This is a genomic window from Paraburkholderia acidipaludis NBRC 101816, from assembly GCF_000684975.1.
GTDB lineage: Bacteria > Pseudomonadota > Gammaproteobacteria > Burkholderiales > Burkholderiaceae > Paraburkholderia > Paraburkholderia acidipaludis.
In genome coordinates, this window is sequence record NZ_BAXZ01000027.1 from 1 (window position 1) to 22,760 (window position 22,760).

The following is a 22,760-nucleotide window of genomic DNA, read 5'->3' on the forward strand; positions in this document are numbered from 1 at the left end:
TCGGGTAGAATATCCGGCTCGCTGTAGAAGTTGCAGTATCCGGGCCTTTCCCGCGGCTCTCCGCCGTGGGAAAGGCCTACGCTCTTTATCTAGTCTGGCGGAGCAAGTCCGCCTCGCTCTTTTCAAGGAATCGTCATGCAGAACCAGAAAATCCGTATTCGCCTGAAGGCTTTCGACTATCGCCTGATCGACCAGTCGGCTGCCGAGATCGTCGACACGGCGAAGCGGACGGGTGCAATCGTGCGTGGCCCGGTGCCGCTGCCGACGCGCATCCAGCGTTTCGACATCCTGCGTTCGCCGCACGTCAACAAGACGTCGCGCGATCAGCTCGAAATCCGTACCCACCTGCGCCTGATGGACATCGTCGACCCGACGGACAAGACCGTCGACGCGCTGATGAAGCTGGATCTGCCGGCTGGTGTGGACGTCGAAATCAAGCTGCAGTAAGACCCTCCAGCGCTGTCGGGCTGACTGACGGCGCTAAGTCTTTGATTGCTTGCGGAAAACGAGAAAGGACGTTATACTTGACGTCTTTTCGCGCATTTGCGCAAAAAATCGGTGCGTCCCTTTGGGGTTGTCTTGTCAAAAGCGCCCTGAAAAGCACCGGTACTTTGTAAATTAGCCCCGACCAATCGCAGTCGGGAATGGAGAAAACGATGAGCCTTGGACTCGTAGGTCGCAAGGTTGGCATGACCCGTATCTTCACGGCCGATGGGGACTCGATTCCCGTTACCGTGCTGGACGTGTCCGACAACCGCGTGACGCAGATCAAGACTGTTGAAACCGACGGCTACACGGCCGTTCAGGTTGCGTTCGGTACGCGTCGTGCATCGCGCGTGACGAAGCCGCTCGCAGGTCATCTTGCCAAAGCTGGCGTTCAAGCCGGTGAAATCCTCAAGGAATTCCAGATCGACGCCGCCAAGGCTGCCGAACTGTCGAATGGCGCGGTGATCGGTGTGGATCTCTTCTCGGAAGGCCAGAAGGTCGACGTGCAAGGCACCTCGATCGGTAAGGGCTACGCCGGTACCATCAAGCGTTACAACTTCGCATCCGGCCGTGCTTCGCACGGTAACTCGCGCTCGCACAACGTGCCGGGTTCGATCGGTATGGCGCAGGATCCGGGCCGCGTGTTCCCGGGCAAGCGCATGACCGGTCACATGGGTGACGAAACCGTGACGGTGCAAAACCTCGAAATCGCACGTATCGACGCAGAGCGCAAGCTGCTGCTCGTGAAGGGTGCTGTTCCGGGCGCGAAGGGCGGTAAGGTTTTCGTGACGCCGGCGGTCAAGGCTCGCGTGAAGAAAGGAGCGGAATAATGGAACTGAAGCTCCTGAACGCCAATGGTCAGGAAGGTGCTGCCGTTAACGCGTCGGACGTCGTGTTCGGCCGTGACTATAACGAAGCCCTGATTCACCAGATCGTCGTCGCCTATCAGGCGAACGCACGTAGCGGCAACCGCGCGCAGAAGGATCGCGAGCAGGTCAAGCACACCACCAAGAAGCCGTGGCGCCAGAAGGGTACGGGCCGTGCTCGTGCCGGTATGTCGTCGAGCCCGCTGTGGCGCGGCGGTGGTCGCATTTTCCCGAACTCGCCGGAAGAAAACTTCTCGCACAAGGTCAACAAGAAGATGCATCGTGCAGGTCTCTGCTCGATCTTCTCGCAGTTGGCCCGCGAAGGCCGCATCTCGGTCGTCGAAGAGCTGTCGCTCGAAGCGCCGAAGACGAAGCTGCTGGCCGACAAGTTCAAGGCCATGGGTCTCGAGTCCGTGCTGGTCATTACCGACACGGTTGACGAGAACCTGTATCTCGCGTCGCGCAACCTGCCCCACGTGGCAGTCGTTGAGCCGCGTTTCGCCGACCCGCTCTCGCTGATCTACTTCAAGAAGATTCTGATCACGAAGGCTGCGGTCGCCCAGATCGAGGAGTTGCTGTCATGAGCGAGATTCGCAAGAACGATCATCGTTTGATGCAGGTCCTGCTCGCGCCGGTGATCTCCGAAAAGGCGACGCTGGTGGCGGACAAGAACGAACAAGTTGTGTTCGAAGTCGCGCCGGACGCGACCAAGCAGGAAGTCAAGGCTGCCGTCGAGCTGCTGTTCAAGGTGGAAGTCGATTCCGTCAACGTGCTGGTCCAGAAGGGCAAAAACAAGCGTTTTGGCCGTTTCGTGGGTAAGCGCAAGGACGTGAAGAAGGCGTACGTCTGCCTGAAGCCCGGCCAGGAAATCAACTTTGAAGCGGAGGCCAAGTAATCATGGCAATCGTGAAAGTTAAGCCGACTTCGCCGGGTCGCCGCGCGATGGTGAAGGTCGTCAACAAGGATCTGCACAAGGGCGCGCCGTATGCGCCGCTGCTCGAAAAGCAATCCTCGAAGGCCGGCCGTAACAACAATGGTCACATCACGACGCGTCACCAGGGTGGCGGTCACAAGCAGCACTACCGTGTGATCGATTTCCGTCGCAACAAGGACGGTATCCCGGCAAAGATCGAGCGTCTCGAGTACGACCCGAACCGTAGCGCGAACATCGCGCTGGTTCTGTACGCAGACGGCGAGCGCCGCTACATCATCGCTCCGAAGGGCGCGACGGTGGGTCAACAGCTGATGTCGGGTTCGGAAGCGCCGATCCGCGCGGGCAACGCCCTGCCGATCCGCAACATCCCGGTCGGTACGACGATCCACTGCATCGAAATGCTGCCGGGCAAGGGCGCGCAAATGGCGCGTTCGGCTGGTACGTCGGCAATGCTGCTGGCACGTGAAGGCGTCTACGCGCAGGTTCGTCTGCGTTCGGGCGAAATCCGCCGCGTGCACGTCGAATGCCGCGCGACGATCGGTGAAGTCGGCAACGAAGAGCACAGCCTCCGTCAAATCGGCAAGGCTGGCGCGAACCGCTGGCGCGGTATCCGCCCGACGGTCCGCGGCGTTGCAATGAACCCGGTCGATCACCCGCACGGTGGTGGTGAGGGCAAGACCGCTGCAGGTCGCGATCCGGTGAGCCCGTGGGGCACGCCGACGAAGGGCTACCGCACCCGCAGCAACAAGCGCACGACGAGCATGATCGTCCAGCGCCGTCACAAGCGTTAAGGAGTAGGCAATGGCACGTTCTATCAAGAAAGGTCCGTTCTGCGACGCCCATTTGCTGAAGAAGGTTGAGGCGGCTGCAGCTACGCGCGACAAGAAACCGATCAAGACCTGGTCGCGTCGTTCGACGATCCTGCCGGACTTCATCGGCCTGACGATCGCCGTTCACAACGGCCGTCAACACGTTCCGGTGTATGTCACGGAAAACATGGTCGGCCACAAGCTTGGCGAGTTCGCACTGACCCGTACGTTCAAGGGTCACGCGGCCGACAAGAAGGCCAAGAAATAAGGGGCAATCAAGATGGAAGTGAAGGCAATTCATCGCGGTGCCCGCATCTCGGCGCAGAAAACGCGCCTTGTGGCTGACCAGATCCGCGGTCTGCCGGTCGACAAGGCGCTGAACGTTCTGACGTTCTCGCCGAAGAAAGCGGCTGGCATCGTGAAAAAGGTTGTGCTTTCGGCTATCGCCAATGCGGAACACAACGAGGGCGCCGACATCGACGAGCTCAAGATCAAGAGCATCTACGTCGACAAGGCTGCTTCGCTGAAGCGTTTCACCGCACGCGCAAAGGGTCGCGGTAACCGCATCGAGAAGCAATCCTGTCACATCACTGTGACGGTCGGGAATTAAGGAGCCATACGATGGGACAGAAAATTCATCCGACTGGCTTCCGTTTGGCCGTCAGCCGCAATTGGGCTTCGCGCTGGTACGCGAACAACAACAATTTCGCGGCGATGTTGAAGGAAGACATCGGTGTTCGTGAATACCTGAAGAAGAAGCTGAAGAACGCTTCGGTGGGCCGTGTTGTGATCGAGCGTCCGGCAAAGAACGCTCGCATCACGATTTACAGCTCGCGCCCGGGTGTGGTGATCGGCAAGAAGGGCGAGGACATCGAACTCCTCAAGGCCGAACTCCAGAAGCGCATGGGCGTTCCGGTTCACGTGAACATCGAAGAAATCCGCAAGCCGGAAACCGATGCGCAGCTGATCGCCGACTCGATCACGCAACAGCTCGAGCGCCGCATCATGTTCCGTCGCGCAATGAAGCGCGCGATGCAGAACGCGATGCGCTTGGGTGCCCAGGGCATCAAGATCATGAGCGCCGGCCGTCTGAACGGTATCGAAATCGCACGTACCGAGTGGTATCGCGAAGGTCGAGTGCCGCTTCACACGCTGCGTGCCGACATCGACTACGCAACCTCGGAAGCGAAGACGACGTACGGCATCATCGGCGTGAAGGTTTGGGTCTACAAGGGCGACACGCTCGGCCGCAACGACGCACCGGTGGTGGAAGAAGTCGCCGAAGAAAAGCGTCCGCGCCGCAACGCGCGCCCGGGCGATCGTCGTCCGCGCCGTGATGGCGAAGGCGCACCGGGGGCCCGTCGTGGCGCACCGCGCCGTGGCGCCGGCGGTGACGGCAAGAGTGGAGAATAACGATGCTGCAACCGAAACGCAGGAAGTATCGCAAAGAGCAGAAGGGTCGTAACACCGGTGTCGCAACCCGCGGCAACGCGGTTTCGTTCGGTGAATACGGTCTGAAGGCTATCGGTCGTGGTCGCCTGACCGCGCGTCAGATTGAAGCAGCGCGTCGTGCAATGACGCGTCACATCAAGCGTGGCGGCCGCATCTGGATCCGTATCTTCCCGGACAAGCCGATCTCGCAAAAGCCGGCGGAAGTACGTATGGGTAACGGTAAGGGTAACCCGGAGTACTACGTCGCCGAGATTCAGCCGGGCAAGATGCTGTACGAAATGGATGGTGTGTCCGAAGAACTGGCCCGTGAAGCCTTCCGTCTGGCTGCAGCCAAGCTGCCGCTCAAGACGGTCTTCATGGTTCGCCAGCTCGGCGCCTAAGGAGTGAATGATGAAGGCATCCGAACTTCACCAGAAAGACCAGGCCGCGCTCAACAAGGAGCTGTCGGACCTGCTTAAGGCGCAATTCGGCCTGCGCATGCAACTCGCGACCCAGCAGCTCACGAACACGAGCCAGCTGAAGAAGGTTCGTCGCGACATCGCACGTGTGCGGACCGTCCTGACTGAGAAGGCGAACCAGAAATGAACGAAAGCGTGAAAACCTCGCTTAAGCGGACGCTGGTCGGCAAAGTCGTCAGCAACAAGATGGACAAGACGGTCACCGTTCTGGTCGAGCGCCGCGTCAAGCACCCGATCTACGGCAAGTACGTCGTGCAGTCGAAGAAGTACCACGCGCACGACGAGTCGAACACGTACAACGAGGGCGACCTCGTGGAAATCCAGGAAACCCGTCCGATTTCGAAGACGAAGGCCTGGACCGTGTCGAAGCTGATCGAAGCGGCACGCGTCATCTGAAGACGCAGCTGCAAGGCAGTAACACTACCCCGGGGCTGCAGCTGTCAAACCCCGGGGCAGTGAAGTTGTTGAAATCGCTAAAGATTTCGCTTGCGAGACCAAGATTATCGAGTTATAGTCTTGGTCTTCCCTCTTTATGAGGCTTGCTGTTGGCAAAGCGGCAGGCGGAAGCAGGTGGGAAAGCAAAATCCGGGCGCCAGTCCGGGTCTGCAAGATTCACCGGAATGCGATGGCCGGTTTCGTTTGCCGTCGCTGCTGTTCTAACCCAAGCAGCTGAGCGGTCGTTCTAGTGGCGGCGCGGCTGACGGGACCAAGACTGACCGGATGTGCCATGGTGGCGCGACCGGATTAAGTTGGGAAAGATAAACCATGATCCAGACCGAATCTCGGCTTGAAGTAGCCGACAACACGGGTGCGCGTGAAGTCATGTGCATCAAGGTGCTCGGCGGCTCGAAGCGTCGTTATGCCAGCATTGGCGACATCATCAAGGTGAGCGTCAAGGAGGCAACGCCGCGTGGGCGCGTGAAGAAGGGCGAAATCTACAACGCTGTTGTGGTTCGCACCGCGAAGGGCGTGCGCCGTCAAGACGGCTCGCTGATCAAGTTCGATGGCAACGCCGCCGTGCTTTTGAATACCAAGCTTGAGCCGATCGGCACCCGCATTTTCGGGCCGGTTACGCGTGAGCTGCGTAGCGAACGATTCATGAAGATCGTTTCGCTCGCGCCGGAAGTGCTGTAAGGAGTCGCGATGAACAAGATTCGCAAGGGTGACGAAGTCATCGTCATCACCGGCAAAGACAAGGGTAAGCGCGGCGTCGTGCTGGCCATTGGTGAAGAGCGCGTGACTGTCGAAGGCATCAACATCGCGAAGAAGCATGTGAAGCCGAACCCGATGAAGGGTACGACGGGCGGTGTGGAAGCCAAGGCGATGCCGATCCAGATTTCGAACGTCGCGCTGGTCGACGCGAACGGCAAGCCGTCGCGTGTAGGCATCAAGGTCGAAGGGGACAAGAAGGTTCGTTTCCTTAAGACGACCGGTGCTGTCCTGAGCGCCTGACGCTGCGGAGTAAAAAATGGCACGTTTGCAAGAATTTTATAAAGAGAAGGTCGTTCCGGGCCTGATCGAGAAGTTCGGTTACAAGTCGGTCATGGAAGTGCCGCGCCTCACCAAGATCACCCTGAACATGGGTGTTGGTGAAGCCGTCGCTGACAAGAAGGTTCTCGAGCACGCCGTTGGCGACCTCACGAAGATCGCCGGCCAGAAGCCGGTCGTCACGAAGTCGCGCAAGGCAATCGCCGGCTTCAAGATCCGCGAAGGTTATCCGATCGGCACGATGGTCACGCTGCGTGGCCAGGCAATGTACGAATTCCTGGACCGTTTCGTGACGGTTGCGCTCCCCCGCGTGCGCGACTTCCGCGGTGTGTCGGGCAAGGCGTTCGACGGCCGTGGTAACTACAACATCGGTGTGAAAGAGCAGATCATTTTCCCCGAAATCGACTACGACAAGATCGACGCGCTGCGTGGGCTGAACATCAGCATCACGACGACCGCGAAGACCGACGAAGAAGCAAAGGCACTGCTCGCCGGCTTCAAGTTCCCGTTCAGAAACTGAGGTTACCGTGGCTAAACTGGCACTGATCGAACGTGAAAAGAAGCGCGCTCGTCTGGCAGCGAAATTTGCACCGAAGCGTGCAGCGCTGAAGGCGATCATCGACGACCAAAGCAAGTCGGAAGAAGAGCGTTACTCGGCTCGTCTCGAACTGCAACAACTGCCCCGCAACTCGAACCCGACCCGCAAGCGTAACCGCTGCGCGATCACGGGTCGTCCGCGCGGCACGTTCCGCAAGTTCGGTCTCGCACGTAACAAGATTCGTGAAATCGCGTTCCGTGGCGAGATCCCTGGCGTCACCAAGGCGAGCTGGTAATAGGAGAAACATAAATGAGCATGAGTGATCCTATCGCCGATATGCTGACTCGCATCCGCAATGCGCAGATGGTCGAGAAGGTTTCGGTGCAAATGCCCTCGTCGAAAGTCAAGATTGCGATCGCGCAGGTCCTGAAGGACGAAGGTTATATCGACGACTTCGCGGTGAAGACCGAAGGTGCGAAGTCGGAATTGAACATCGCGTTGAAGTACTACGCTGGCCGTCCCGTTATCGAGCGCCTCGAGCGCGTCTCGAAGCCGGGTCTGCGTGTGTACCGCGGCCGCAACGACATCCCGTCGGTCATGAATGGCCTCGGCGTTGCGATCGTTTCGACGCCCAAGGGTGTGATGACGGACCGCAAGGCTCGCGCCAATGGCGTGGGTGGCGAAGTCATCTGCTACGTCGCTTAACGCCGAAGGAGAAGAAACATGTCTCGAGTAGGTAAGAGCCCGATCGCGCTGCAAGGCGCAGAGGCGACGCTCAGCGACGAGAAGATTACCGTCAAGGGCCCGCTGGGTACGATTTCGCAGGCGGCGAACCGCCTCGTGAAGGTGGTGAACGACAACGGCACGCTGAAGTTCGAAGCCGCTGACGAAAGCCGCGAAGCGAATGCGATGTCGGGCACGATGCGCGCGATTGTCGCGAACATGGTGCAAGGCGTGACGAAGGGCTTCGAGCGCAAGCTGACGCTGGTTGGCGTCGGTTACCGTGCTCAGGCGCAAGGCGACAAGCTGAACCTGTCGCTGGGTTTCTCGCACCCGGTGGTGCACCAGATGCCGGAAGGCGTCAAGGCTGAAACCCCGTCGCAAACGGAAATCGTGATCAAGGGGATCGACAAGCAGAAAGTCGGCCAAACCGCTGCCGAAGTGCGCGGTTATCGCCCGCCTGAGCCCTACAAGGGCAAGGGTGTGCGTTATGCCGACGAGGTTGTGATCCTCAAAGAAACGAAGAAGAAGTAAGGGTGCGCAATCATGGATAAGACTCAATCTCGCCTGCGCCGCGCTCGTCAGACGCGTCTCAAGATCGCTGAGCTGCAGGTCGCGCGCCTGGCCGTGCATCGCACGAACACGCACATCTATGCGCAAGTGTTCTCGCCCTGCGGCACCAAGGTGCTCGCCAGCGCGTCGACGCTCGAAGCCGAAGTGCGTGCGCAACTGGCTGACCAGTCGGGCAAGGGCGGCAACGTCGCCGCTGCCATGCTGATCGGCAAGCGTATCGCAGAAAAGGCCAAGGCTGCCGGCATCGAATCCGTCGCCTTCGACCGCTCGGGTTTCCGCTACCACGGCCGCGTCAAGGCGCTGGCTGAGGCCGCGCGTGAAGCCGGGCTCAAGTTCTAAGGAAGGAATTCGTCATGGCAAAGATGCAAGCGAAAGTTCAGGCTGACGAACGCGACGACGGCCTTCGCGAAAAAATGATTTCGGTCAACCGCGTGACCAAGGTCGTGAAGGGTGGCCGTATTCTCGGCTTCGCCGCACTGACCGTGGTTGGCGACGGTGATGGCCGCGTCGGTATGGGCAAGGGCAAGGCGAAGGAAGTGCCGGTCGCTGTCCAGAAGGCGATGGAACAGGCTCGCCGCAACATGTTCAAGGTGCCGCTGAAGAACGGCACCCTGCAACACGAAGTGCACGGCAAGCACGGCGCATCGGTGGTCCTCCTCGCTCCGGCGAAGGCAGGTACCGGCGTGATCGCCGGCGGCCCGATGCGCGCCGTGTTCGACGTGATGGGCGTGCAGAACGTGGTGGCCAAGAGCCACGGCTCGACGAACCCGTACAACCTCGTCCGTGCGACGCTGGACGGCCTGCGCAAGCAGTCGACCCCGGCCGACATCGCGGCGAAGCGCGGCAAGTCCGTCGAAGACATTCTGGGCTAAGGGTGGGCACCATGTCTGAAAAAACTGTCAAGGTTCAGCTCGTCAAGAGCCTGATTGGGACCCGCGAATCGCACCGCGCCACCGTGCGCGGCCTCGGCCTGCGTCGCCTGAACTCGGTTTCCGAGCTGCAGGACACGCCGGCAGTGCGCGGCATGATCAACAAGGTCTCGTACCTCGTCAAGGTCATCGGCTAAGCGGTCGACCAAAGTCTCCAGGAGTTGAAAATGGAATTGAATAACCTGAAGCCGGCAGAAGGCGCGAAGCACGCAAAGCGTCGCGTCGGTCGCGGCATCGGCTCCGGCCTCGGCAAGACCGCTGGCCGTGGTCACAAGGGTCAGAAATCGCGTTCGGGCGGCTTCCACAAGGTCGGCTTCGAAGGCGGTCAGATGCCCCTGCAGCGTCGTCTGCCGAAGCGCGGCTTCACCTCGCTGACGAAGGAATTCGTCGGTGAAGTGCGCCTCGCCGACATCGAGAAGCTGCCGGTCGACGAAATCGATCTGCTGGCCCTCAAGCAGGCAGGCCTCGTTGGTGAGCTGACGAAGAGCGCGAAGATCATCGCCACCGGCGAGATCAAGCGCAAGGTCGTCGTCAAGGGTCTGGGTGCGACGAAGAACGCGCGTGCTGCGATCGAAGCAGCAGGCGGTTCTTTTGCCGAGTGATTGTGAGTGGTGCGCGCGGGTTCGCCCGCCGTCACTAGCATCTGCATCGGAGAAGCTACTTGGCTACTAGCCCGAGTCTCGCAAAAACCGGTCGGAGCGCTCCGAAGTTCGGCGACCTGCGCCGGCGTGCAGTGTTCCTGCTGCTGGCGCTGGTCGTTTATCGCATCGGCGCGCACATTCCGGTTCCGGGCATTGATCCGGACCAGTTGGCGAAGCTCTTCCAGAGCCAGGCGGGCGGCATCCTGGGCATGTTCAACATGTTCTCGGGTGGCGCGCTGTCCCGGTTCACGATCTTTGCGCTGGGTGTGATGCCGTATATTTCGGCGTCGATCATCCTGCAGCTGATGGCGATCGTCTCGCCGCAGCTGGAAGCGCTGAAGAAGGAAGGGCAGGCAGGACAACGCAAGATCACGCAGTACACGCGGGTCTTCACGGTGGTGCTGGCGACGTTTCAGGCGTTCGGCATTGCGGTCGCGCTGGAAAACCAGCCCGGCCTCGTGGTGGATCCGGGCATGGTGTTCCGTCTGACGACGGTTGTGACGCTCGTGACGGGCACGATGTTCCTGATGTGGCTTGGTGAGCAGATCACGGAACGCGGCCTTGGCAACGGCATCTCGATCATCATCTTCGGCGGGATCGCGGCGGGCTTCCCGAATGCGATCAGCGGTCTCTTCTCGCTGGTGCAAACCGGCTCGATGGGTCCGTTCTCAGCCATCATCGTGGTCGCGCTGATCGCGGCTGTGACGTACCTGGTGGTGTTCATCGAACGCGGCCAGCGCAAGATCCTCGTGAACTATGCGAAGCGTCAGGTCGGCAACAAGATTTACGGCGGGCAGTCGTCCCACCTGCCGCTGAAGTTGAACATGTCGGGTGTGATTCCGCCGATCTTCGCGTCGTCGATCATCCTGTTCCCGGCAACCATCCTGAACTGGTTCAGTTCGGGTTCGCGAAACAGCTGGTTCGCGGACACGCTGCACAACGTGGCCGAAGCTCTCAAGCCCGGCCAGCCCGTGTACGTGTTGCTGTACGCGTTGGCGATCGTGTTCTTCTGCTTCTTCTACACCGCACTGGTGTTCAACAGCAGGGAAACGGCTGACAACCTGAAAAAGAGTGGCGCGTTCGTACCTGGCATCCGCCCTGGCGATCAAACGGCCCGTTATATCGACCGCATCCTCACGCGTCTGACGCTGGCCGGTGCGATTTATATCGTGTTCGTGTGCTTGCTGCCGGAATTTCTGGTGCTGCGCTGGAATGTGCCGTTTTATTTTGGTGGAACGTCGCTGCTGATCATTGTCGTCGTCACAATGGACTTCATGGCGCAGGTGCAGTCGTACGTGATGTCGCAACAATATGAGTCGTTGCTCAAGAAGGCTAACTTCAAGGGCGGCGGCGTCCCGATGCGTTAAAAGGACCTATGGCCAAAGACGATGTAATCCAGATGCAGGGTGAGGTTATCGAAAACCTCCCCAACGCTACCTTCCGGGTGAAGCTGGAGAACGGCCATGTCGTGCTGGGACATATTTCCGGAAAAATGCGGATGCACTACATCCGCATTCTCCCGGGCGACAAGGTGACGGTTGAGTTGACGCCTTACGATCTGTCGCGTGCGCGGATCGTGTTCCGGGCGAAGTGATTTAGGAAAAAGGGTAATATCATGAAAGTGATGGCATCGGTAAAGCGCATGTGCCGCAACTGCAAAATCATCAAGCGCAACGGCGTCGTTCGCGTGATCTGCAGCACGGACCCGCGCCACAAGCAGCGTCAAGGCTGAATAGCGCGCTTGCGCTTTTTGTTTGAGGAAAAACAATGGCTCGTATCGCAGGGGTTAACATCCCGAACCACCAGCACACTGAAATTGGCCTGACGGCGATCTTCGGTGTTGGCCGCACGCGCTCGCGCAACATTTGCGTTGCCGCTGGCGTCCCGTTTGACAAGAAGGTCAAAGACCTGAACGACGCGGATCTCGAAAAGCTGCGTGAGGAAGTGGGCAAGTTTGTCGTCGAAGGCGATCTGCGCCGTGAAGTGACGATGAACATCAAGCGCCTGATGGACCTCGGCTGCTACCGCGGCGTGCGCCATCGCAAGGGCCTGCCCCTGCGTGGCCAGCGTACGCGTACCAACGCACGTACGCGCAAGGGTCCGCGCCGCGCAGCGCAGTCGCTGAAGAAGTAAGCGGAACTGACAGTTACAGGAAAACGTAATGGCTAAGGCTTCGAACAACACCGCGGCGCAACGCGTTCGCAAGAAGGTTAAGAAGAACGTCGCCGAGGGCGTGGTTCACGTTCACGCGTCGTTCAACAACACCATCATCACGATCACCGACCGTCAGGGCAACGCGCTTGCCTGGGCAACCTCGGGCGGTCAGGGCTTCAAGGGTTCGCGCAAATCGACCCCCTTCGCAGCTCAGGTCGCAGCCGAGTCGGCTGGCCGCGTGGCGATGGAATACGGCGTGAAGAACCTCGAAGTGCGTATCAAGGGCCCCGGTCCTGGCCGCGAGTCGGCGGTGCGCGCGCTGCATGGTCTTGGCATCAAGATCACCGCGATCTCCGACGTGACGCCGGTTCCGCACAACGGCTGCCGTCCGCCGAAGCGCCGTCGTATCTAAGGCGCCGCTTTTGCCGTCTGCCTGCGCCGCCGGTAATGGCGCGCGCAGGCAGACGGCGTTATTGAATTGACTAAGCCCACCGTTCGGTTCAAAGAGCCGGACTAGCGCGAAATCGGCAGGTTTTGCGTGATCAATTATCGAAGGAAAGCAACGTGGCACGTTATATCGGCCCGAAGGCCAAGCTGTCCCGCCGTGAAGGCACCGACCTCTTCCTGAAGAGCGCGCGACGCTCGCTCGCCGACAAGTGCAAGCTCGACAGCAAGCCGGGTCAGCATGGCCGCACGTCGGGCGCCCGCACGTCGGACTACGGCACCCAGCTGCGCGAAAAGCAAAAGGTGAAGCGCATCTACGGCGTGCTCGAGCGCCAGTTCCGCCGCTACTTCGCGGAAGCGGACCGTCGCAAGGGCAACACCGGCGAAAACCTGCTGCAACTGCTCGAATCGCGCCTCGACAATGTCGTGTACCGCATGGGCTTCGCTTCGACCCGCGCTGAAGCGCGCCAGCTCGTGGGCCACAAGGCTCTCACGCTGAACGGCGTCGTCGCGAACATCCCGTCGATGCAAGTCAAGGCAGGCGACGTCATCGCGATCCGCGAAAAGGCCAAGAAGCAGGCTCGTATCGTCGAAGCCCTGTCGCTGGCCGAGCAAGGCGGCATGGCGAGCTGGGTCGCTGTCGATGCGAAGAAGTTCGAAGGCACGTTCAAGGGCATGCCTGAGCGCAGCGACATCGCTAGCGACATCAACGAAAGCCTGATCGTCGAATTGTATTCGCGTTAATCGGATTGACGGCCGGGGTCACCTCTGTGCTTCGCGCAGGAGGCTGCCTCGGCTGTTTTTTTCAGGTTGTTGCCATCTCAGCCTTATCGGTGTAACGAGCCGAGGGTATTGAAAAGGAAAACCTATGCAAACCAGTTTGTTGAAACCCAAGATCATCGCTGTGGAATCGCTCGGCGACAACCACGCGAAAGTAGTCATGGAGCCGTTCGAACGCGGCTATGGCCACACCTTGGGTAACGCGCTTCGGCGCGTGCTGCTGTCGTCGATGATCGGCTATGCGCCGACCGAAGTGACGATCGCAGGCGTCGTGCATGAGTACTCGACGCTCGACGGTGTGCAAGAGGACGTGGTCAACCTGCTGCTGAACCTGAAGGGTGTGGTGTTCAAGCTGCATAACCGTGACGAAGTGACGGTTACACTGCGCAAGGAAACCGAAGGCGTCGTGACGGCGGGCGACATCGAACTGTCGCACGACTGCGAGGTCATCAATCCCGACCACGTGATCGCGCGTCTGACGAAGGGCGGCAAGCTCGACGTCCAGATCAAGGTCGAAAAGGGCCGCGGTTATGTACCGGGCAACGTGCGCCGTTACGGCGACGAGTCGGCCAAGATCATCGGCCGCATCGTGCTGGACGCTTCGTTCTCGCCGGTTCGCCGTGTGAGCTACGCCGTGGAAAGCGCGCGTGTCGAGCAGCGTACCGACCTCGACAAGCTCGTGATGAACATCGAAACCAACGGCGTGATCTCGCCCGAGGAAGCGATCCGCCAGTCGGCCCGCATCCTCGTGGATCAACTGTCGGTGTTCGCAGCGCTGGAAGGCACGGAAACGGCGGCGGAAGCCCCGTCGCGCGCACCGCAGATCGACCCGATCCTGCTGCGTCCGGTGGACGATCTCGAACTCACGGTTCGCTCGGCGAACTGTCTGAAGGCCGAGAACATCTACTACATCGGCGACCTGATCCAGCGTACCGAGAACGAGTTGCTCAAGACCCCGAACCTGGGTCGCAAGTCGCTCAACGAGATCAAGGAAGTGCTCGCTTCGCGCGGTCTCACGCTCGGCATGAAGCTCGAAAACTGGCCGCCGGCTGGTCTGGACAAGTAAGCAAGTCTGGCACGGACGCGGATTTTCCTTTAAAATCCGCGTCTTGCTTTTTTCACGTACCGGCCCGTGCTTTGGTTGTGGGGTATCAAACCCGCTGAGGCGATAGAAGAGCTGGACCAAAACTTTGTTTCAAGGAAACTGAAATGCGTCACCGTCATGGTCTGCGGAAACTGAACCGCACGAGCAGCCACCGTCTGGCAATGCTCCGTAACATGTCCAACTCGCTGATCGAGCACGAAGTCATCAAGACCACGCTGCCGAAGGCGAAGGAACTCCGTAAGGTTGTCGAGCCTCTCATCACGCTCGGCAAGAAGCCGTCGCTGGCAAACCGCCGTCTGGCGTTCAACCGCCTGCGCGATCGTGACTCGGTCACGAAGCTGTTCGACGTGCTTGGTCCGCGCTTCGCGAACCGTCCGGGCGGCTACCTGCGCATCTTGAAGTTCGGTTTCCGCGTGGGCGACAACGCTCCGATGGCACTGGTCGAACTGCTCGATCGTCCGGAAGTTGCGGAAGAGAACGTGCAAGAAGCGGAATAAGCTTCCTGCGGCGCTCCAGCCGTTATGCAAAAAAGCCAGGCCTAGCCTGGCTTTTTTGTTTTCGGCCCTGGAATAAATGCGGTGCGCTGGTGTTTGTTCCGTGAAGTCGCGTGTGCTTTTCGCGTTGGCGCCCGCCTTCGAGCGGGCTGGCCGCGGCCGGAAAGCCTTGGCGGCCGGTGGTACGATAACGTCCAGTCTGAAGTTTTGCGCCGGAGTTCGCCGTGACCCTGAATGTGACCCTGATGCTGACCACGGTGCCCGACGCCGCGACCGCCGACCGGTTGGCGGCGGGCGCGCTTGCGCAGCGGTTGGCGGCGTGTGTCACGCGGCTGGGCGCGGTTCATTCGCAGTATCACTGGCAAGGCCAGATCGAATCCGCCGACGAGATTCAACTGCTCTTCAAGACGAGCATGGCCCGCGCGGCCGACCTCGAACAGTTCATCCAGACCCAGCATCCCTACGACACGCCTGAGATCCTCTCGTGGCAGGTCACGGCGTCGAACGCTTACGGGAAGTGGGTCAATGCCGAAACTCAGCGTCCTATCCATGTTTAACCGCTTCGAACGGTGCCTGCGCGCCGCGTTGTCCCTCCTGTTGCTCCTTTGCTGCACGCTTTCGATGTTCGCGGCGCTGCCGCTCGCCCATGCGGACGACGATTTCCTGCCGCCCGATCAGGCCTTCGGCTTCAGCGCGGCGGAGCAGCCCGGCGAAGTCGACGTACATTTCAAGATCGCGGATGGCTACTACATGTACCGGGAGCGCTTCGCTTTCGCGACGCGCAACGGCACGGCTACGTTGGGCACGGTGGATATTCCGCCGGGTCACGTCAAGTTTGATCCCACCTTCCAGAAGAACGTCGAAACCTATCGCGGCGAACTGACGATCCGTGTGCCGGTGAAGAGAGCGAGTGGTCCGTTCGATCTCGCCGTAACGTCGCAGGGCTGCGCCGATGCCGGCGTGTGCTATCCGCCGGCGGAGCATGTTTATCACGTGAGCGGGGCCGCACTGCAGCCGGCGGGACCGGGTACGGCGGCAAGCGCGGCGGCGGGTGTGACAGCGGGTGCGGCAGAACCAGCCGCGCAGGGCACTCCCGCACCCGCGCCAGCCGGCATCGGTGAGCCTTGGTACGAGCGTGCCACGAGCGCCGACTATGCGCAGTCGCTGCTGCAAGGCGGAGGTTTCTTCGCCGTGGTGGGCCTCTATTTCGTCGCGGGCATGGTGCTGAGCCTCCTGCCGTGCTCGTATCCGATGATTCCGATTCTCTCGGCGATCATCGTTGGCGAAGGGGCGCGCGTAACGCGTGCGCGCGGTTTCACGTTGTCGTTCGTCTATGTGCTCGGCATGGCGCTCGTCTACACCGTGCTCGGCATCGCGGCGGCGCTCGTCGGACAAAGTCTCGGCGCGTGGCTGCAGAACCCCTGGGTGCTCGGAGCGTTCGCATTGCTGCTTGCCGCGTTTGCGCTCACCTTGATCGCCGGCTATGACATCGCCTTGCCGCAACGCTGGCAGGACGGCGCCTCGCGTGCTTCACAGGGCCGCTCGGGCGGCAGGTTCGCCGCCGTCGCGGTAATGGGCGCGCTCTCGGCGCTCGTCGTGGGCGCGTGTATGACCGCGCCGCTCTTCGCCGTGCTCGCTTTCATCGCGCACACCGGGAACGCCGTTCTCGGCGGTGCCGCGCTCTTCGCGATGGGGTTCGGTCTTGGCGTGCCGCTCATGATCATCGGGCTCGGCGCCGGCACGCTGTTGCCTCGCGCGGGTAGCTGGATGGACGGCGTGAAGGTGTTTTTTGGCGTCGTTTTGCTGGCCGCCGCGCTCTGGATCGTGTGGCCGGTGCTTGGTGCGGCGGCGCAGATGCTGCTTGCGGCGCTGTGGCTGCTCTTTGCCGCGGCCACCTTGGGGCTCTTCTCGCCTAACGCGGGTGGCTCAAGCGTCTGGCGACGCCTCGGCCGCGGTCTCGGAGCGGCATTCGCCATCTGGGCCGCAACGCTGCTGGTCGGTCTTGCAGCGGGCTCGACCGATCCGCTGCGCCCATTAGCCGTGCTCGCTTCGCGCATGGACGGCGCGAACGCGACGGCCGTTACGGCCGGAGCGCCCGCAAACGCATCCGCGGCAAACGATCTGGCGTTTGCCGCGGTCGCATCGCCGGCGCAGCTCGACGCGGCGCTCGGCGCCTCGGGCAAGCCGGCGATGCTCGACTTTTACGCCGACTGGTGCGTGAGCTGCAAGGAGATGGAGAAGTTCACGTTCAGCGACCCGCGCGTGCAGGCGCGGCTCAAGGCGCTCGATCTGCTGCGCGCCGACGTCACCGCGAACAATGCCGGCGACCAGGCGCTGCTCAAGCGATTTGGCTTGTTCGGACCGCCGGGCATCATCTTCTTCGACGGTAAGGGCCACGAAGTATTGCGTGTCGTGGGTTACGAGCCTGCTGACCGCTTCCTCGCGCGGCTCGATCGGCTCGATCAGCCGGCTGCGCTGATGGCCTCGCCCGTTCCGCAGTCCTGATCGAATCTCGCACGCTCAAAAGAGAAAGGGCACGTCGAAATCGACGTGCCCTTTCTCATTGCCAATCACCTGGGTGAACTAAACTAAGCCGAGCGTGACAGGACTTTACTTCTGGGCGCGCAGAATCCGCGCGGCGTCGAGCGCGAAGTACGTGAGGATGCCGTCCGCGCCCGCGCGCTTGAACGCCAACAGCGACTCCATCATCACCTTGTCGTGGTCGAGCCAGCCGTTCTGCGCCGCCGCCTTGAGCATCGCGTACTCGCCGCTCACCTGGTACACGTAGGTCGGAAAGCGGAATTCGTCCTTCACGCGGCGCACGATGTCGAGATACGGCATGCCGGGCTTGACCATCACCATGTCCGCGCCTTCCTCGATATCGAGGCGGACTTCGCGCAGCGCCTCGTCGGTGTTGGCCGGGTCCATCTGGTAGGTCATTTTGTTGCCCTTGCCCAGGTTCGACGCCGAACCCACCGCGTCGCGGAACGGTCCGTAGAAGGCCGAAGCATATTTGGCGGAATACGCCATGATCTTCGTATGGATGTGGTTCTCGCTCTCCAGCATCTCGCGAACCGCGCCGATGCGGCCGTCCATCATGTCGGACGGCGCGACGATGTCGACGCCGGCTTCGGCCTGCGTGCGAGCCTGCGCGACGAGGATCTCGACGGTCTCGTCATTGATGACGTAGCCGTTCTCGTCGAGCACGCCGTCCTGGCCGTGGCTCGTGTACGGATCGAGCGCGACATCGCACAGCACGCCCAGGTCGGGAAAGCGCTTCTTCAGTTCGCGCACGGCGTGCGGAATCAGCCCGTCCGGGTTCGTGGCTTCGATGCCGTCGGGCGTTTTGAGTGCGGGATCGATAGCCGGGAACAGCGACAGCACCGGCACGCCAAGCTCGACACACTGCTCGGCGACACCCATCAGGAGATCGACCGACACGCGATCGACACCGGGCATCGACGGCACGGCTTCGCGCACGTTGTTGCCCGCGACGACGAACACGGGATAGATCAGATCGTTCGTGGTAAGAAGATTTTCGCGCATCAGGCGGCGCGAGAAGTCGTCACGGCGCATGCGGCGCGGACGATGATGAGGATAGAAGCTCATGACGGCAATGGGAGGGTTCGAACTGCGCGTGAATCGAACGGCGTTTCCGGGCCCCCGGAAACTTTTCGGGACAATGGTATATCATACCGATCGAGCGAGGCGCCCTGCGCCGAACTCCCCGCTTCTCCTCCCTGAGCGGGTGCCTGTCGTTTTTCGATAAGGCTGTTTAGCCCGCCGGCACTTACGGCGGGTTTTTTTATGTGCGGCACAAATGTGCAAGACGCATGCGAACGGACGCTACGGCGTGCGCCGCGCGGGGCCTCGAAAAAGGAAGCGCGCCCCCGCAGGTGCCGACCGCGGCCCGCGCACGCGTAGAAGATCGTTACGGGGCGGGGCTTGCCGGGGTTTCGTCTGAGGTAGCGGTGTCGGCGGCCGGCACGAGCCAGCTCTCGATCAACGCGTGCGCCTCGTCGAGTCCCACGCGCTTGAGCGCCGAGAACAACTGCGCGCTCAGTTCGCCTTCATAGCCCTGCTGACGATATTCGTCGAAGGCTTTCTTCGTCGTGCGCAGCGCGAGCGTGCATTCCTGCCGCGTCAACTTGTCACACTTGGTCAGCAGCGCGTGGATGGGTTTGCCGGTCGGCGCGAACCACTCGATCATGCGGCGGTCGAGTTCCGTGAGCGGGCGGCGTGCGTCCATCATCAGAATCAGGCCGCACAGCTGTGCGCGCGTCTTCAGATATTGGGACAGCAGAGCTTCCCAGTGCGCCTTCGAGGCCTCCGGCACTTCGGCATAGCCGTAGCCGGGCAAGTCGACCAGATATCCCGCGGGATCGTCCGCCAGGCCCACGCCGAAGTAGTTGATGTGCTGGGTGCGTCCCGGCGTCTTCGAGGCGAAGGCGAGCCGCTTCTGATTGCACAGCAGATTGATCGCGGTGGACTTGCCGGCATTCGAACGTCCGGCGAACGCGATTTCCGGCCGCGCCGTGGCGGGCAGGTCGCGCAGGTGGTTCACGGTCGTGAAGAAGCGGGCTTGATGCAGCAGAAAGGCCATCTGGGGAAACCACACGGTGAGACAAGCTGACCGGTGCAGGCTGGTCGATCAGCAGGCCCGGAAAGCGGCCGGGAACGATTAAGGGGCATCGGGGCGAGGCCCGACTGGCGCGGTTGCGTCCACCGCGCTATTGTACAATGCGATGGTTTACTGAATACCCGTGAGGCCGGCGCGGGCCTTCGAGGTAGATCGGTCGCCGTCGTACTTTGCAGAACCTGATTCCCACAATACGAAACAAGGTGCGCGAATGAATCGACTGTGCAAGTCCTTGAAGTGCCTCGTATTTGCGATAGCGGCAGGTCTTACGGCAGGTTCCTCGATGATGTTGGCGCACGCGGCGGCGGAGCCCGCCAAACCGGATCTTGCCCGTGGCCAGGCCATCGCTTCACAGGTGTGCGCTGCGTGTCACGGCGCGGACGGCAACAGCTCGGGCGGCGCCTATCCCAAGCTCGCGGGCCAGCACGCCGAGTATCTCGTCAAACAGCTCAAAGACTTCAAACCGCAGGGTGGCAAGCCTCCTGCGCGTAATAACGCGATTATGGCCGGCATGGCCTCGGCGCTTTCGGATCAGGATATGATTAACGCCGCCGCTTGGTTCGCCTCGCAGACACCCAAGCCCGGCTATGCGCACGATGCGAATACGGTGCCGCTCGGCCAGAAGATCTGGCGCGCGGGCATTGCCGACCGGGGCGTGCCGGCCTGTGCCGGGTGTCACGGCCCGAATGGGCAGGGCATTCCGATCCAGTATCCGCGGCTCTCGGGGCAGTGGTCCGAGTACATCGTCGCGCAGCTCGACGCCTTCCAGCAGGGCACGCGCAACAACAACGAGGCGATGCACACGATCGCGCACCGGCTTTCGGACGACGAGATCAAGGCCGTTGCCGATTACGCGGCCGGCCTGCACTGAAAGGCCGGCGCGTGCCGGCTGAAGAACAAGAAAAGGGTGAGGGCGCTGACAGCCCTGCACCCTTTTTTGCTGTCTGGCGAGTCGAATCGCCATTAGAAGCGGAGTTTGAATGAGCGTCACCACGCAGGGTTTGCAGTTGAACGTGCGCCAGAAGGCGGTGAGGAGTGGCGTGGAGCTGTTGAGTTCCATGCGCTTCGCCATCGCGTTGCTCGTGGTGCTTGCCATTGCGAGCATCATCGGCACGGTTCTTACTCAGGACGACCCATACCCCAATTACGTCAACCAGTTTGGTCCGTTTTGGGCCGATATCTTCCGGTCGCTGAGTCTCTACACGGTCTATAGCGCCTGGTGGTTCATGACGATCCTCGGCTTTCTCGTCACGTCGATCTCGCTGTGCGTGATCCGCAACGGCCCGAAGATGATCGCCGACATGAAGAGCTGGAAGGACAAGGTCCGCGAAAGCAGCCTGCGCGCGTTCCATCACAAAGGCGAATTCGCGGTTGCCGACGCGTCGCGCGAGGAGGCCGCCGCAGCGCTCGGCAAGCTGGCACAGCGGCTCGGCTATCGCTTCGTCACGCGCGAATCCGAAGGCGCGACGCTGATCGCAGCCAAGCGCGGGGCGCTCACGAGAGTCGGCTACATCTTCGCCCACCTCGCGATCGTGGTGATCTGCGTCGGCGGCCTGCTCGACAGCAACCTGCCGATCAAGCTCCAGATGTGGCTCTTCGACAAGACGCCGATCCGCAGCAACGCCGTCATCAACGATATTCCGCCCGAGCACCGGCTTTCCACGTCGAACCCGACGTTCCGCGGCTATGCCTGGGTGCCGGAGGGGCAATACGTCTCCACGGCGATCCTGAATGAGCCCGACGGCTCGCTGATCCAGGACCTGCCGTTCTCGATCCAGCTGAACAAGTTCATCGTCGACTACTACTCGACCGGCATGCCGAAGCTCTTCGCGAGCGATATCGTCGTGATCGACCACAAGACCGGCCAGCGCATTCCGGCCCGCGTCGAGGTGAACGAGCCGTTCGAATACGACGGCGTGTCGATCTACCAGTCGAGCTTCCAGGACGGCGGCTCGCAGATGTCGATGACCGCCTGGCCCATGGCCGGCGCTAGCGCCAAGAGCTTCCCGGTGGGCGGCACGATCGGCAATGCCTCGCCGCTGAAGCTCCCGGCGGGCGAGACGGTGCCGGGCGTGGACGGCCAGACCATCGAGTTCGCCGATTTCCGCGCGATCAACGTCGAAAACATTTCGAACGGCAGCGGCGCGAACGACGTGCGCGGCGTGGCGCATCAATCGCTCAAGGAGGCGTTCGACGAGCGCCTTGGCTCGGGCGCGAAGTCGTCGAAGCCGCTCGACCTGCACAACGTCGGGCCTTCGGTGCAGTACAAGATTCGCGACAAGGACGGCCAGGCGCGCGAGTACAACAACTACATGCTGCCCGTGGACGTGGGCGGCGCGCGCCTGTTCCTCGCGGGCGTGCGCGAGAACCCCGACGATCCGTTCCGCTACCTGCGCATTCCGGCCGACAGCGGCGGCACCCCGAAGGAGTGGATGATGCTGCGCGCGGCCTACGAGGATCCGGCGTTGCGTGCCGCGGCGGCGCATCGTTTCGCACTGCGCTCGGTCCCCGATTCGAACAAGGAGCTCCAGCAGCATCTGGAGGACAGCGCCCTGCGCGTGCTGACTCTTTTCGCGGGCACGGGCCAGTCCGCCGTGAAGCCTGCCGATCCGCAGGACGCGGGCGGCTTTCAGGCGGTGGCGGCGTTTATCGACAAGTCGGTGCCGAAGGATCAGCAGGAGAAGGCGGCAGGGCTCCTGCTGCGCATGCTGGAAGGGGCCACGTGGGACCTCTGGCAGCTCGCACGCGAGCAGGCCGGCGAGCCCGATCTCGCGCCCGACCCGGACTCCGCGCGCTTCGTGCAGGATTCGATCAACGCGGTTTCGGACAGCTTTCTGTACGGCGCGCCGGTCTATCTACAGCTCGATTCATTCAAGCAGGTGCAAGCTTCGGTATTTCAGTTGACGCGCGCACCTGGAAAAAAAGTCGTGTATCTTGGCAGCTTGCTCCTTGTACTTGGCATCTTCTCGATGTTCTATGTGCGCGAGCGGCGGCTGTGGTTCTGGCTGAAGGATGCAGGCAGCGACAATAACCATCAGGACCATCACGGCGTGGACGTGATCATGGCGATGTCGACCGCACGCCGTACCCTGGACTTCGAAAAGGAGTTCGCTCGCACCCGCGACGCGGTTGGCCGCGCGCTGGGCGCAGCGCCCCGGGCCACACCGGAAAGTGACGGCGGCGAAGGGGGCGAAAGCGGTTCGGACCGTGCGCCTCGATCCACGGATTCTCACGATCAACACCGGTAAGC

Annotated in this window: 35 protein-coding genes; 33 read left to right on the top strand and 2 right to left on the bottom strand. The window is 61.4% G+C overall.

All coding sequences use genetic code 11. The features are described 5' to 3' along the window. Nucleotides 1–135 precede the first annotated feature (135 nt). The 31 genes from rpsJ to dsbD all read left to right on the top strand — a co-directional run bounded on the left by rpsJ (nucleotide 136) and on the right by dsbD (nucleotide 17,376). On the top strand, nucleotides 136–447 hold the full coding sequence (gene rpsJ, locus BAC01S_RS25345) for a 30S ribosomal protein S10 (protein ID WP_017777154.1): 312 nt from the start codon (nucleotides 136–138) through the stop codon (nucleotides 445–447). Between the two features lie 209 nt (nucleotides 448–656). Further along, on the top strand, nucleotides 657–1,316 hold the full coding sequence (rplC, locus tag BAC01S_RS25350; RefSeq protein WP_027797282.1) for a 50S ribosomal protein L3: 660 nt from the start codon (nucleotides 657–659) through the stop codon (nucleotides 1,314–1,316). Next, a complete protein-coding gene (gene rplD, locus BAC01S_RS25355) occupies nucleotides 1,316–1,936 on the top strand; it encodes a 50S ribosomal protein L4 (protein WP_027797283.1) in 621 nt (206 codons plus the stop codon). Before rplC ends, rplD begins: the two co-directional genes overlap by 1 nt. After that, entirely contained in the window at nucleotides 1,933–2,247 is a 315-nt protein-coding gene (gene rplW, locus BAC01S_RS25360) for a 50S ribosomal protein L23 (protein ID WP_027797284.1), read from the top strand. Before rplD ends, rplW begins: the two co-directional genes overlap by 4 nt. A 2-nt stretch (nucleotides 2,248–2,249) precedes the next feature. Continuing rightward, nucleotides 2,250–3,077 carry a 50S ribosomal protein L2 gene (rplB, locus tag BAC01S_RS25365; RefSeq protein ID WP_027797285.1) on the top strand — a complete coding sequence of 276 codons (828 nt, stop codon included), beginning with the start codon at nucleotides 2,250–2,252 and terminating at the stop codon, nucleotides 3,075–3,077. Between the two features lie 10 nt (nucleotides 3,078–3,087). Continuing rightward, nucleotides 3,088–3,363, top strand: coding sequence for a 30S ribosomal protein S19 (gene rpsS / locus BAC01S_RS25370; RefSeq protein WP_027797286.1), 276 nt, complete (start codon nucleotides 3,088–3,090; stop codon nucleotides 3,361–3,363). Between the two features lie 12 nt (nucleotides 3,364–3,375). Next, nucleotides 3,376–3,705: a 50S ribosomal protein L22 gene (gene rplV / locus BAC01S_RS25375; RefSeq protein WP_004199272.1), complete on the top strand. Its 330-nt coding sequence runs from the start codon at nucleotides 3,376–3,378 to the stop codon at nucleotides 3,703–3,705. An 11-nt stretch (nucleotides 3,706–3,716) separates the two neighbouring features. Next, nucleotides 3,717–4,508: a 30S ribosomal protein S3 gene (rpsC, locus tag BAC01S_RS25380; protein WP_027797287.1), complete on the top strand. Its 792-nt coding sequence runs from the start codon at nucleotides 3,717–3,719 to the stop codon at nucleotides 4,506–4,508. Between the two features lie 2 nt (nucleotides 4,509–4,510). Next, nucleotides 4,511–4,927, top strand: a complete 417-nt coding sequence (rplP, locus tag BAC01S_RS25385) for a 50S ribosomal protein L16 (RefSeq protein ID WP_027797288.1) — start codon at nucleotides 4,511–4,513, stop codon at nucleotides 4,925–4,927. A gap of 10 nt (nucleotides 4,928–4,937) precedes the next feature. After that, complete coding sequence (rpmC, locus tag BAC01S_RS25390) at nucleotides 4,938–5,132, top strand: 50S ribosomal protein L29 (RefSeq protein WP_007180130.1); 195 nt, start codon at nucleotides 4,938–4,940, stop codon at nucleotides 5,130–5,132. Then, nucleotides 5,129–5,401 (top strand): 30S ribosomal protein S17, encoded by a 273-nt coding sequence (gene rpsQ / locus BAC01S_RS25395; RefSeq protein ID WP_027797289.1) that lies wholly within the window; start codon nucleotides 5,129–5,131, stop codon nucleotides 5,399–5,401. The genes rpmC and rpsQ overlap by 4 nt, the downstream gene beginning before the upstream one ends. A 369-nt stretch (nucleotides 5,402–5,770) precedes the next feature. Further along, nucleotides 5,771–6,139, top strand: a complete 369-nt coding sequence (rplN, locus tag BAC01S_RS25400) for a 50S ribosomal protein L14 (RefSeq protein WP_027797290.1) — start codon at nucleotides 5,771–5,773, stop codon at nucleotides 6,137–6,139. Nucleotides 6,140–6,148: 9 nt separating this feature from the next. Next, nucleotides 6,149–6,457, top strand: coding sequence for a 50S ribosomal protein L24 (gene rplX, locus BAC01S_RS25405; RefSeq protein ID WP_027797291.1), 309 nt, complete (start codon nucleotides 6,149–6,151; stop codon nucleotides 6,455–6,457). Nucleotides 6,458–6,473: 16 nt separating this feature from the next. Beyond that, nucleotides 6,474–7,013: a 50S ribosomal protein L5 gene (rplE, locus tag BAC01S_RS25410; protein WP_027797292.1), complete on the top strand. Its 540-nt coding sequence runs from the start codon at nucleotides 6,474–6,476 to the stop codon at nucleotides 7,011–7,013. A 7-nt stretch (nucleotides 7,014–7,020) separates the two neighbouring features. Continuing rightward, nucleotides 7,021–7,326, top strand: coding sequence for a 30S ribosomal protein S14 (gene rpsN / locus BAC01S_RS25415; protein ID WP_027797293.1), 306 nt, complete (start codon nucleotides 7,021–7,023; stop codon nucleotides 7,324–7,326). A 14-nt stretch (nucleotides 7,327–7,340) separates the two neighbouring features. Then, entirely contained in the window at nucleotides 7,341–7,736 is a 396-nt protein-coding gene (rpsH, locus tag BAC01S_RS25420; RefSeq protein WP_027797294.1) for a 30S ribosomal protein S8, read from the top strand. 18 nt (nucleotides 7,737–7,754) lie between these two features. Next, nucleotides 7,755–8,285 (top strand): 50S ribosomal protein L6, encoded by a 531-nt coding sequence (gene rplF / locus BAC01S_RS25425; RefSeq protein WP_027797295.1) that lies wholly within the window; start codon nucleotides 7,755–7,757, stop codon nucleotides 8,283–8,285. 12 nt (nucleotides 8,286–8,297) lie between these two features. Continuing rightward, entirely contained in the window at nucleotides 8,298–8,663 is a 366-nt protein-coding gene (gene rplR / locus BAC01S_RS25430; RefSeq protein ID WP_027797296.1) for a 50S ribosomal protein L18, read from the top strand. Between the two features lie 14 nt (nucleotides 8,664–8,677). Next, nucleotides 8,678–9,196, top strand: coding sequence for a 30S ribosomal protein S5 (rpsE, locus tag BAC01S_RS25435; RefSeq protein WP_027797297.1), 519 nt, complete (start codon nucleotides 8,678–8,680; stop codon nucleotides 9,194–9,196). 11 nt (nucleotides 9,197–9,207) lie between these two features. After that, on the top strand, nucleotides 9,208–9,390 hold the full coding sequence (rpmD, locus tag BAC01S_RS25440; RefSeq protein ID WP_004202755.1) for a 50S ribosomal protein L30: 183 nt from the start codon (nucleotides 9,208–9,210) through the stop codon (nucleotides 9,388–9,390). A 30-nt stretch (nucleotides 9,391–9,420) separates the two neighbouring features. Continuing rightward, complete coding sequence (gene rplO, locus BAC01S_RS25445; protein ID WP_027797298.1) at nucleotides 9,421–9,855, top strand: 50S ribosomal protein L15; 435 nt, start codon at nucleotides 9,421–9,423, stop codon at nucleotides 9,853–9,855. Between the two features lie 59 nt (nucleotides 9,856–9,914). Further along, nucleotides 9,915–11,261 (top strand): preprotein translocase subunit SecY, encoded by a 1,347-nt coding sequence (gene secY, locus BAC01S_RS25450; RefSeq protein ID WP_027797299.1) that lies wholly within the window; start codon nucleotides 9,915–9,917, stop codon nucleotides 11,259–11,261. Between the two features lie 8 nt (nucleotides 11,262–11,269). Continuing rightward, entirely contained in the window at nucleotides 11,270–11,488 is a 219-nt protein-coding gene (infA, locus tag BAC01S_RS25455; protein ID WP_004521905.1) for a translation initiation factor IF-1, read from the top strand. A 21-nt stretch (nucleotides 11,489–11,509) separates the two neighbouring features. After that, nucleotides 11,510–11,626 (top strand): 50S ribosomal protein L36, encoded by a 117-nt coding sequence (rpmJ, locus tag BAC01S_RS25460; protein ID WP_027797300.1) that lies wholly within the window; start codon nucleotides 11,510–11,512, stop codon nucleotides 11,624–11,626. 35 nt (nucleotides 11,627–11,661) lie between these two features. After that, entirely contained in the window at nucleotides 11,662–12,027 is a 366-nt protein-coding gene (gene rpsM, locus BAC01S_RS25465; RefSeq protein WP_027797301.1) for a 30S ribosomal protein S13, read from the top strand. Nucleotides 12,028–12,055: 28 nt separating this feature from the next. Further along, on the top strand, nucleotides 12,056–12,460 hold the full coding sequence (gene rpsK, locus BAC01S_RS25470) for a 30S ribosomal protein S11 (RefSeq protein ID WP_017777173.1): 405 nt from the start codon (nucleotides 12,056–12,058) through the stop codon (nucleotides 12,458–12,460). Nucleotides 12,461–12,612: 152 nt separating this feature from the next. Then, nucleotides 12,613–13,236 (top strand): 30S ribosomal protein S4, encoded by a 624-nt coding sequence (gene rpsD, locus BAC01S_RS25475; RefSeq protein ID WP_027797302.1) that lies wholly within the window; start codon nucleotides 12,613–12,615, stop codon nucleotides 13,234–13,236. A gap of 124 nt (nucleotides 13,237–13,360) precedes the next feature. Further along, entirely contained in the window at nucleotides 13,361–14,338 is a 978-nt protein-coding gene (locus BAC01S_RS25480; protein ID WP_027797303.1) for a DNA-directed RNA polymerase subunit alpha, read from the top strand. Between the two features lie 143 nt (nucleotides 14,339–14,481). Next, nucleotides 14,482–14,874 (top strand): 50S ribosomal protein L17, encoded by a 393-nt coding sequence (gene rplQ / locus BAC01S_RS25485; RefSeq protein WP_027797304.1) that lies wholly within the window; start codon nucleotides 14,482–14,484, stop codon nucleotides 14,872–14,874. A gap of 227 nt (nucleotides 14,875–15,101) precedes the next feature. Then, entirely contained in the window at nucleotides 15,102–15,428 is a 327-nt protein-coding gene (gene cutA, locus BAC01S_RS25490) for a divalent-cation tolerance protein CutA (protein ID WP_027797305.1), read from the top strand. Next, complete coding sequence (dsbD, locus tag BAC01S_RS32570) at nucleotides 15,421–17,376, top strand: protein-disulfide reductase DsbD (protein ID WP_084168859.1); 1,956 nt, start codon at nucleotides 15,421–15,423, stop codon at nucleotides 17,374–17,376. Before cutA ends, dsbD begins: the two co-directional genes overlap by 8 nt. Nucleotides 17,377–17,481: 105 nt before the next feature. On the opposite strand, the gene hemB is transcribed toward dsbD, so the two are convergent. Both hemB and yihA read right to left on the bottom strand, forming a co-directional pair. Beyond that, nucleotides 17,482–18,480, bottom strand: a complete 999-nt coding sequence (hemB, locus tag BAC01S_RS25500; protein WP_027797306.1) for a porphobilinogen synthase — start codon at nucleotides 18,478–18,480, stop codon at nucleotides 17,482–17,484. 322 nt (nucleotides 18,481–18,802) lie between these two features. Next, nucleotides 18,803–19,474, bottom strand: a complete 672-nt coding sequence (gene yihA / locus BAC01S_RS25505) for a ribosome biogenesis GTP-binding protein YihA/YsxC (RefSeq protein ID WP_027797307.1) — start codon at nucleotides 19,472–19,474, stop codon at nucleotides 18,803–18,805. 247 nt (nucleotides 19,475–19,721) lie between these two features. Between yihA and BAC01S_RS25510 the strand changes: the two genes are divergently transcribed. Continuing rightward, a complete protein-coding gene (locus tag BAC01S_RS25510) occupies nucleotides 19,722–20,381 on the top strand; it encodes a c-type cytochrome (RefSeq protein WP_027797308.1) in 660 nt (219 codons plus the stop codon). Between the two features lie 109 nt (nucleotides 20,382–20,490). Continuing rightward, nucleotides 20,491–22,758, top strand: a complete 2,268-nt coding sequence (locus BAC01S_RS25515; RefSeq protein WP_027797309.1) for a cytochrome c biogenesis protein ResB — start codon at nucleotides 20,491–20,493, stop codon at nucleotides 22,756–22,758. Nucleotides 22,759–22,760: the final 2 nt, after the last annotated feature.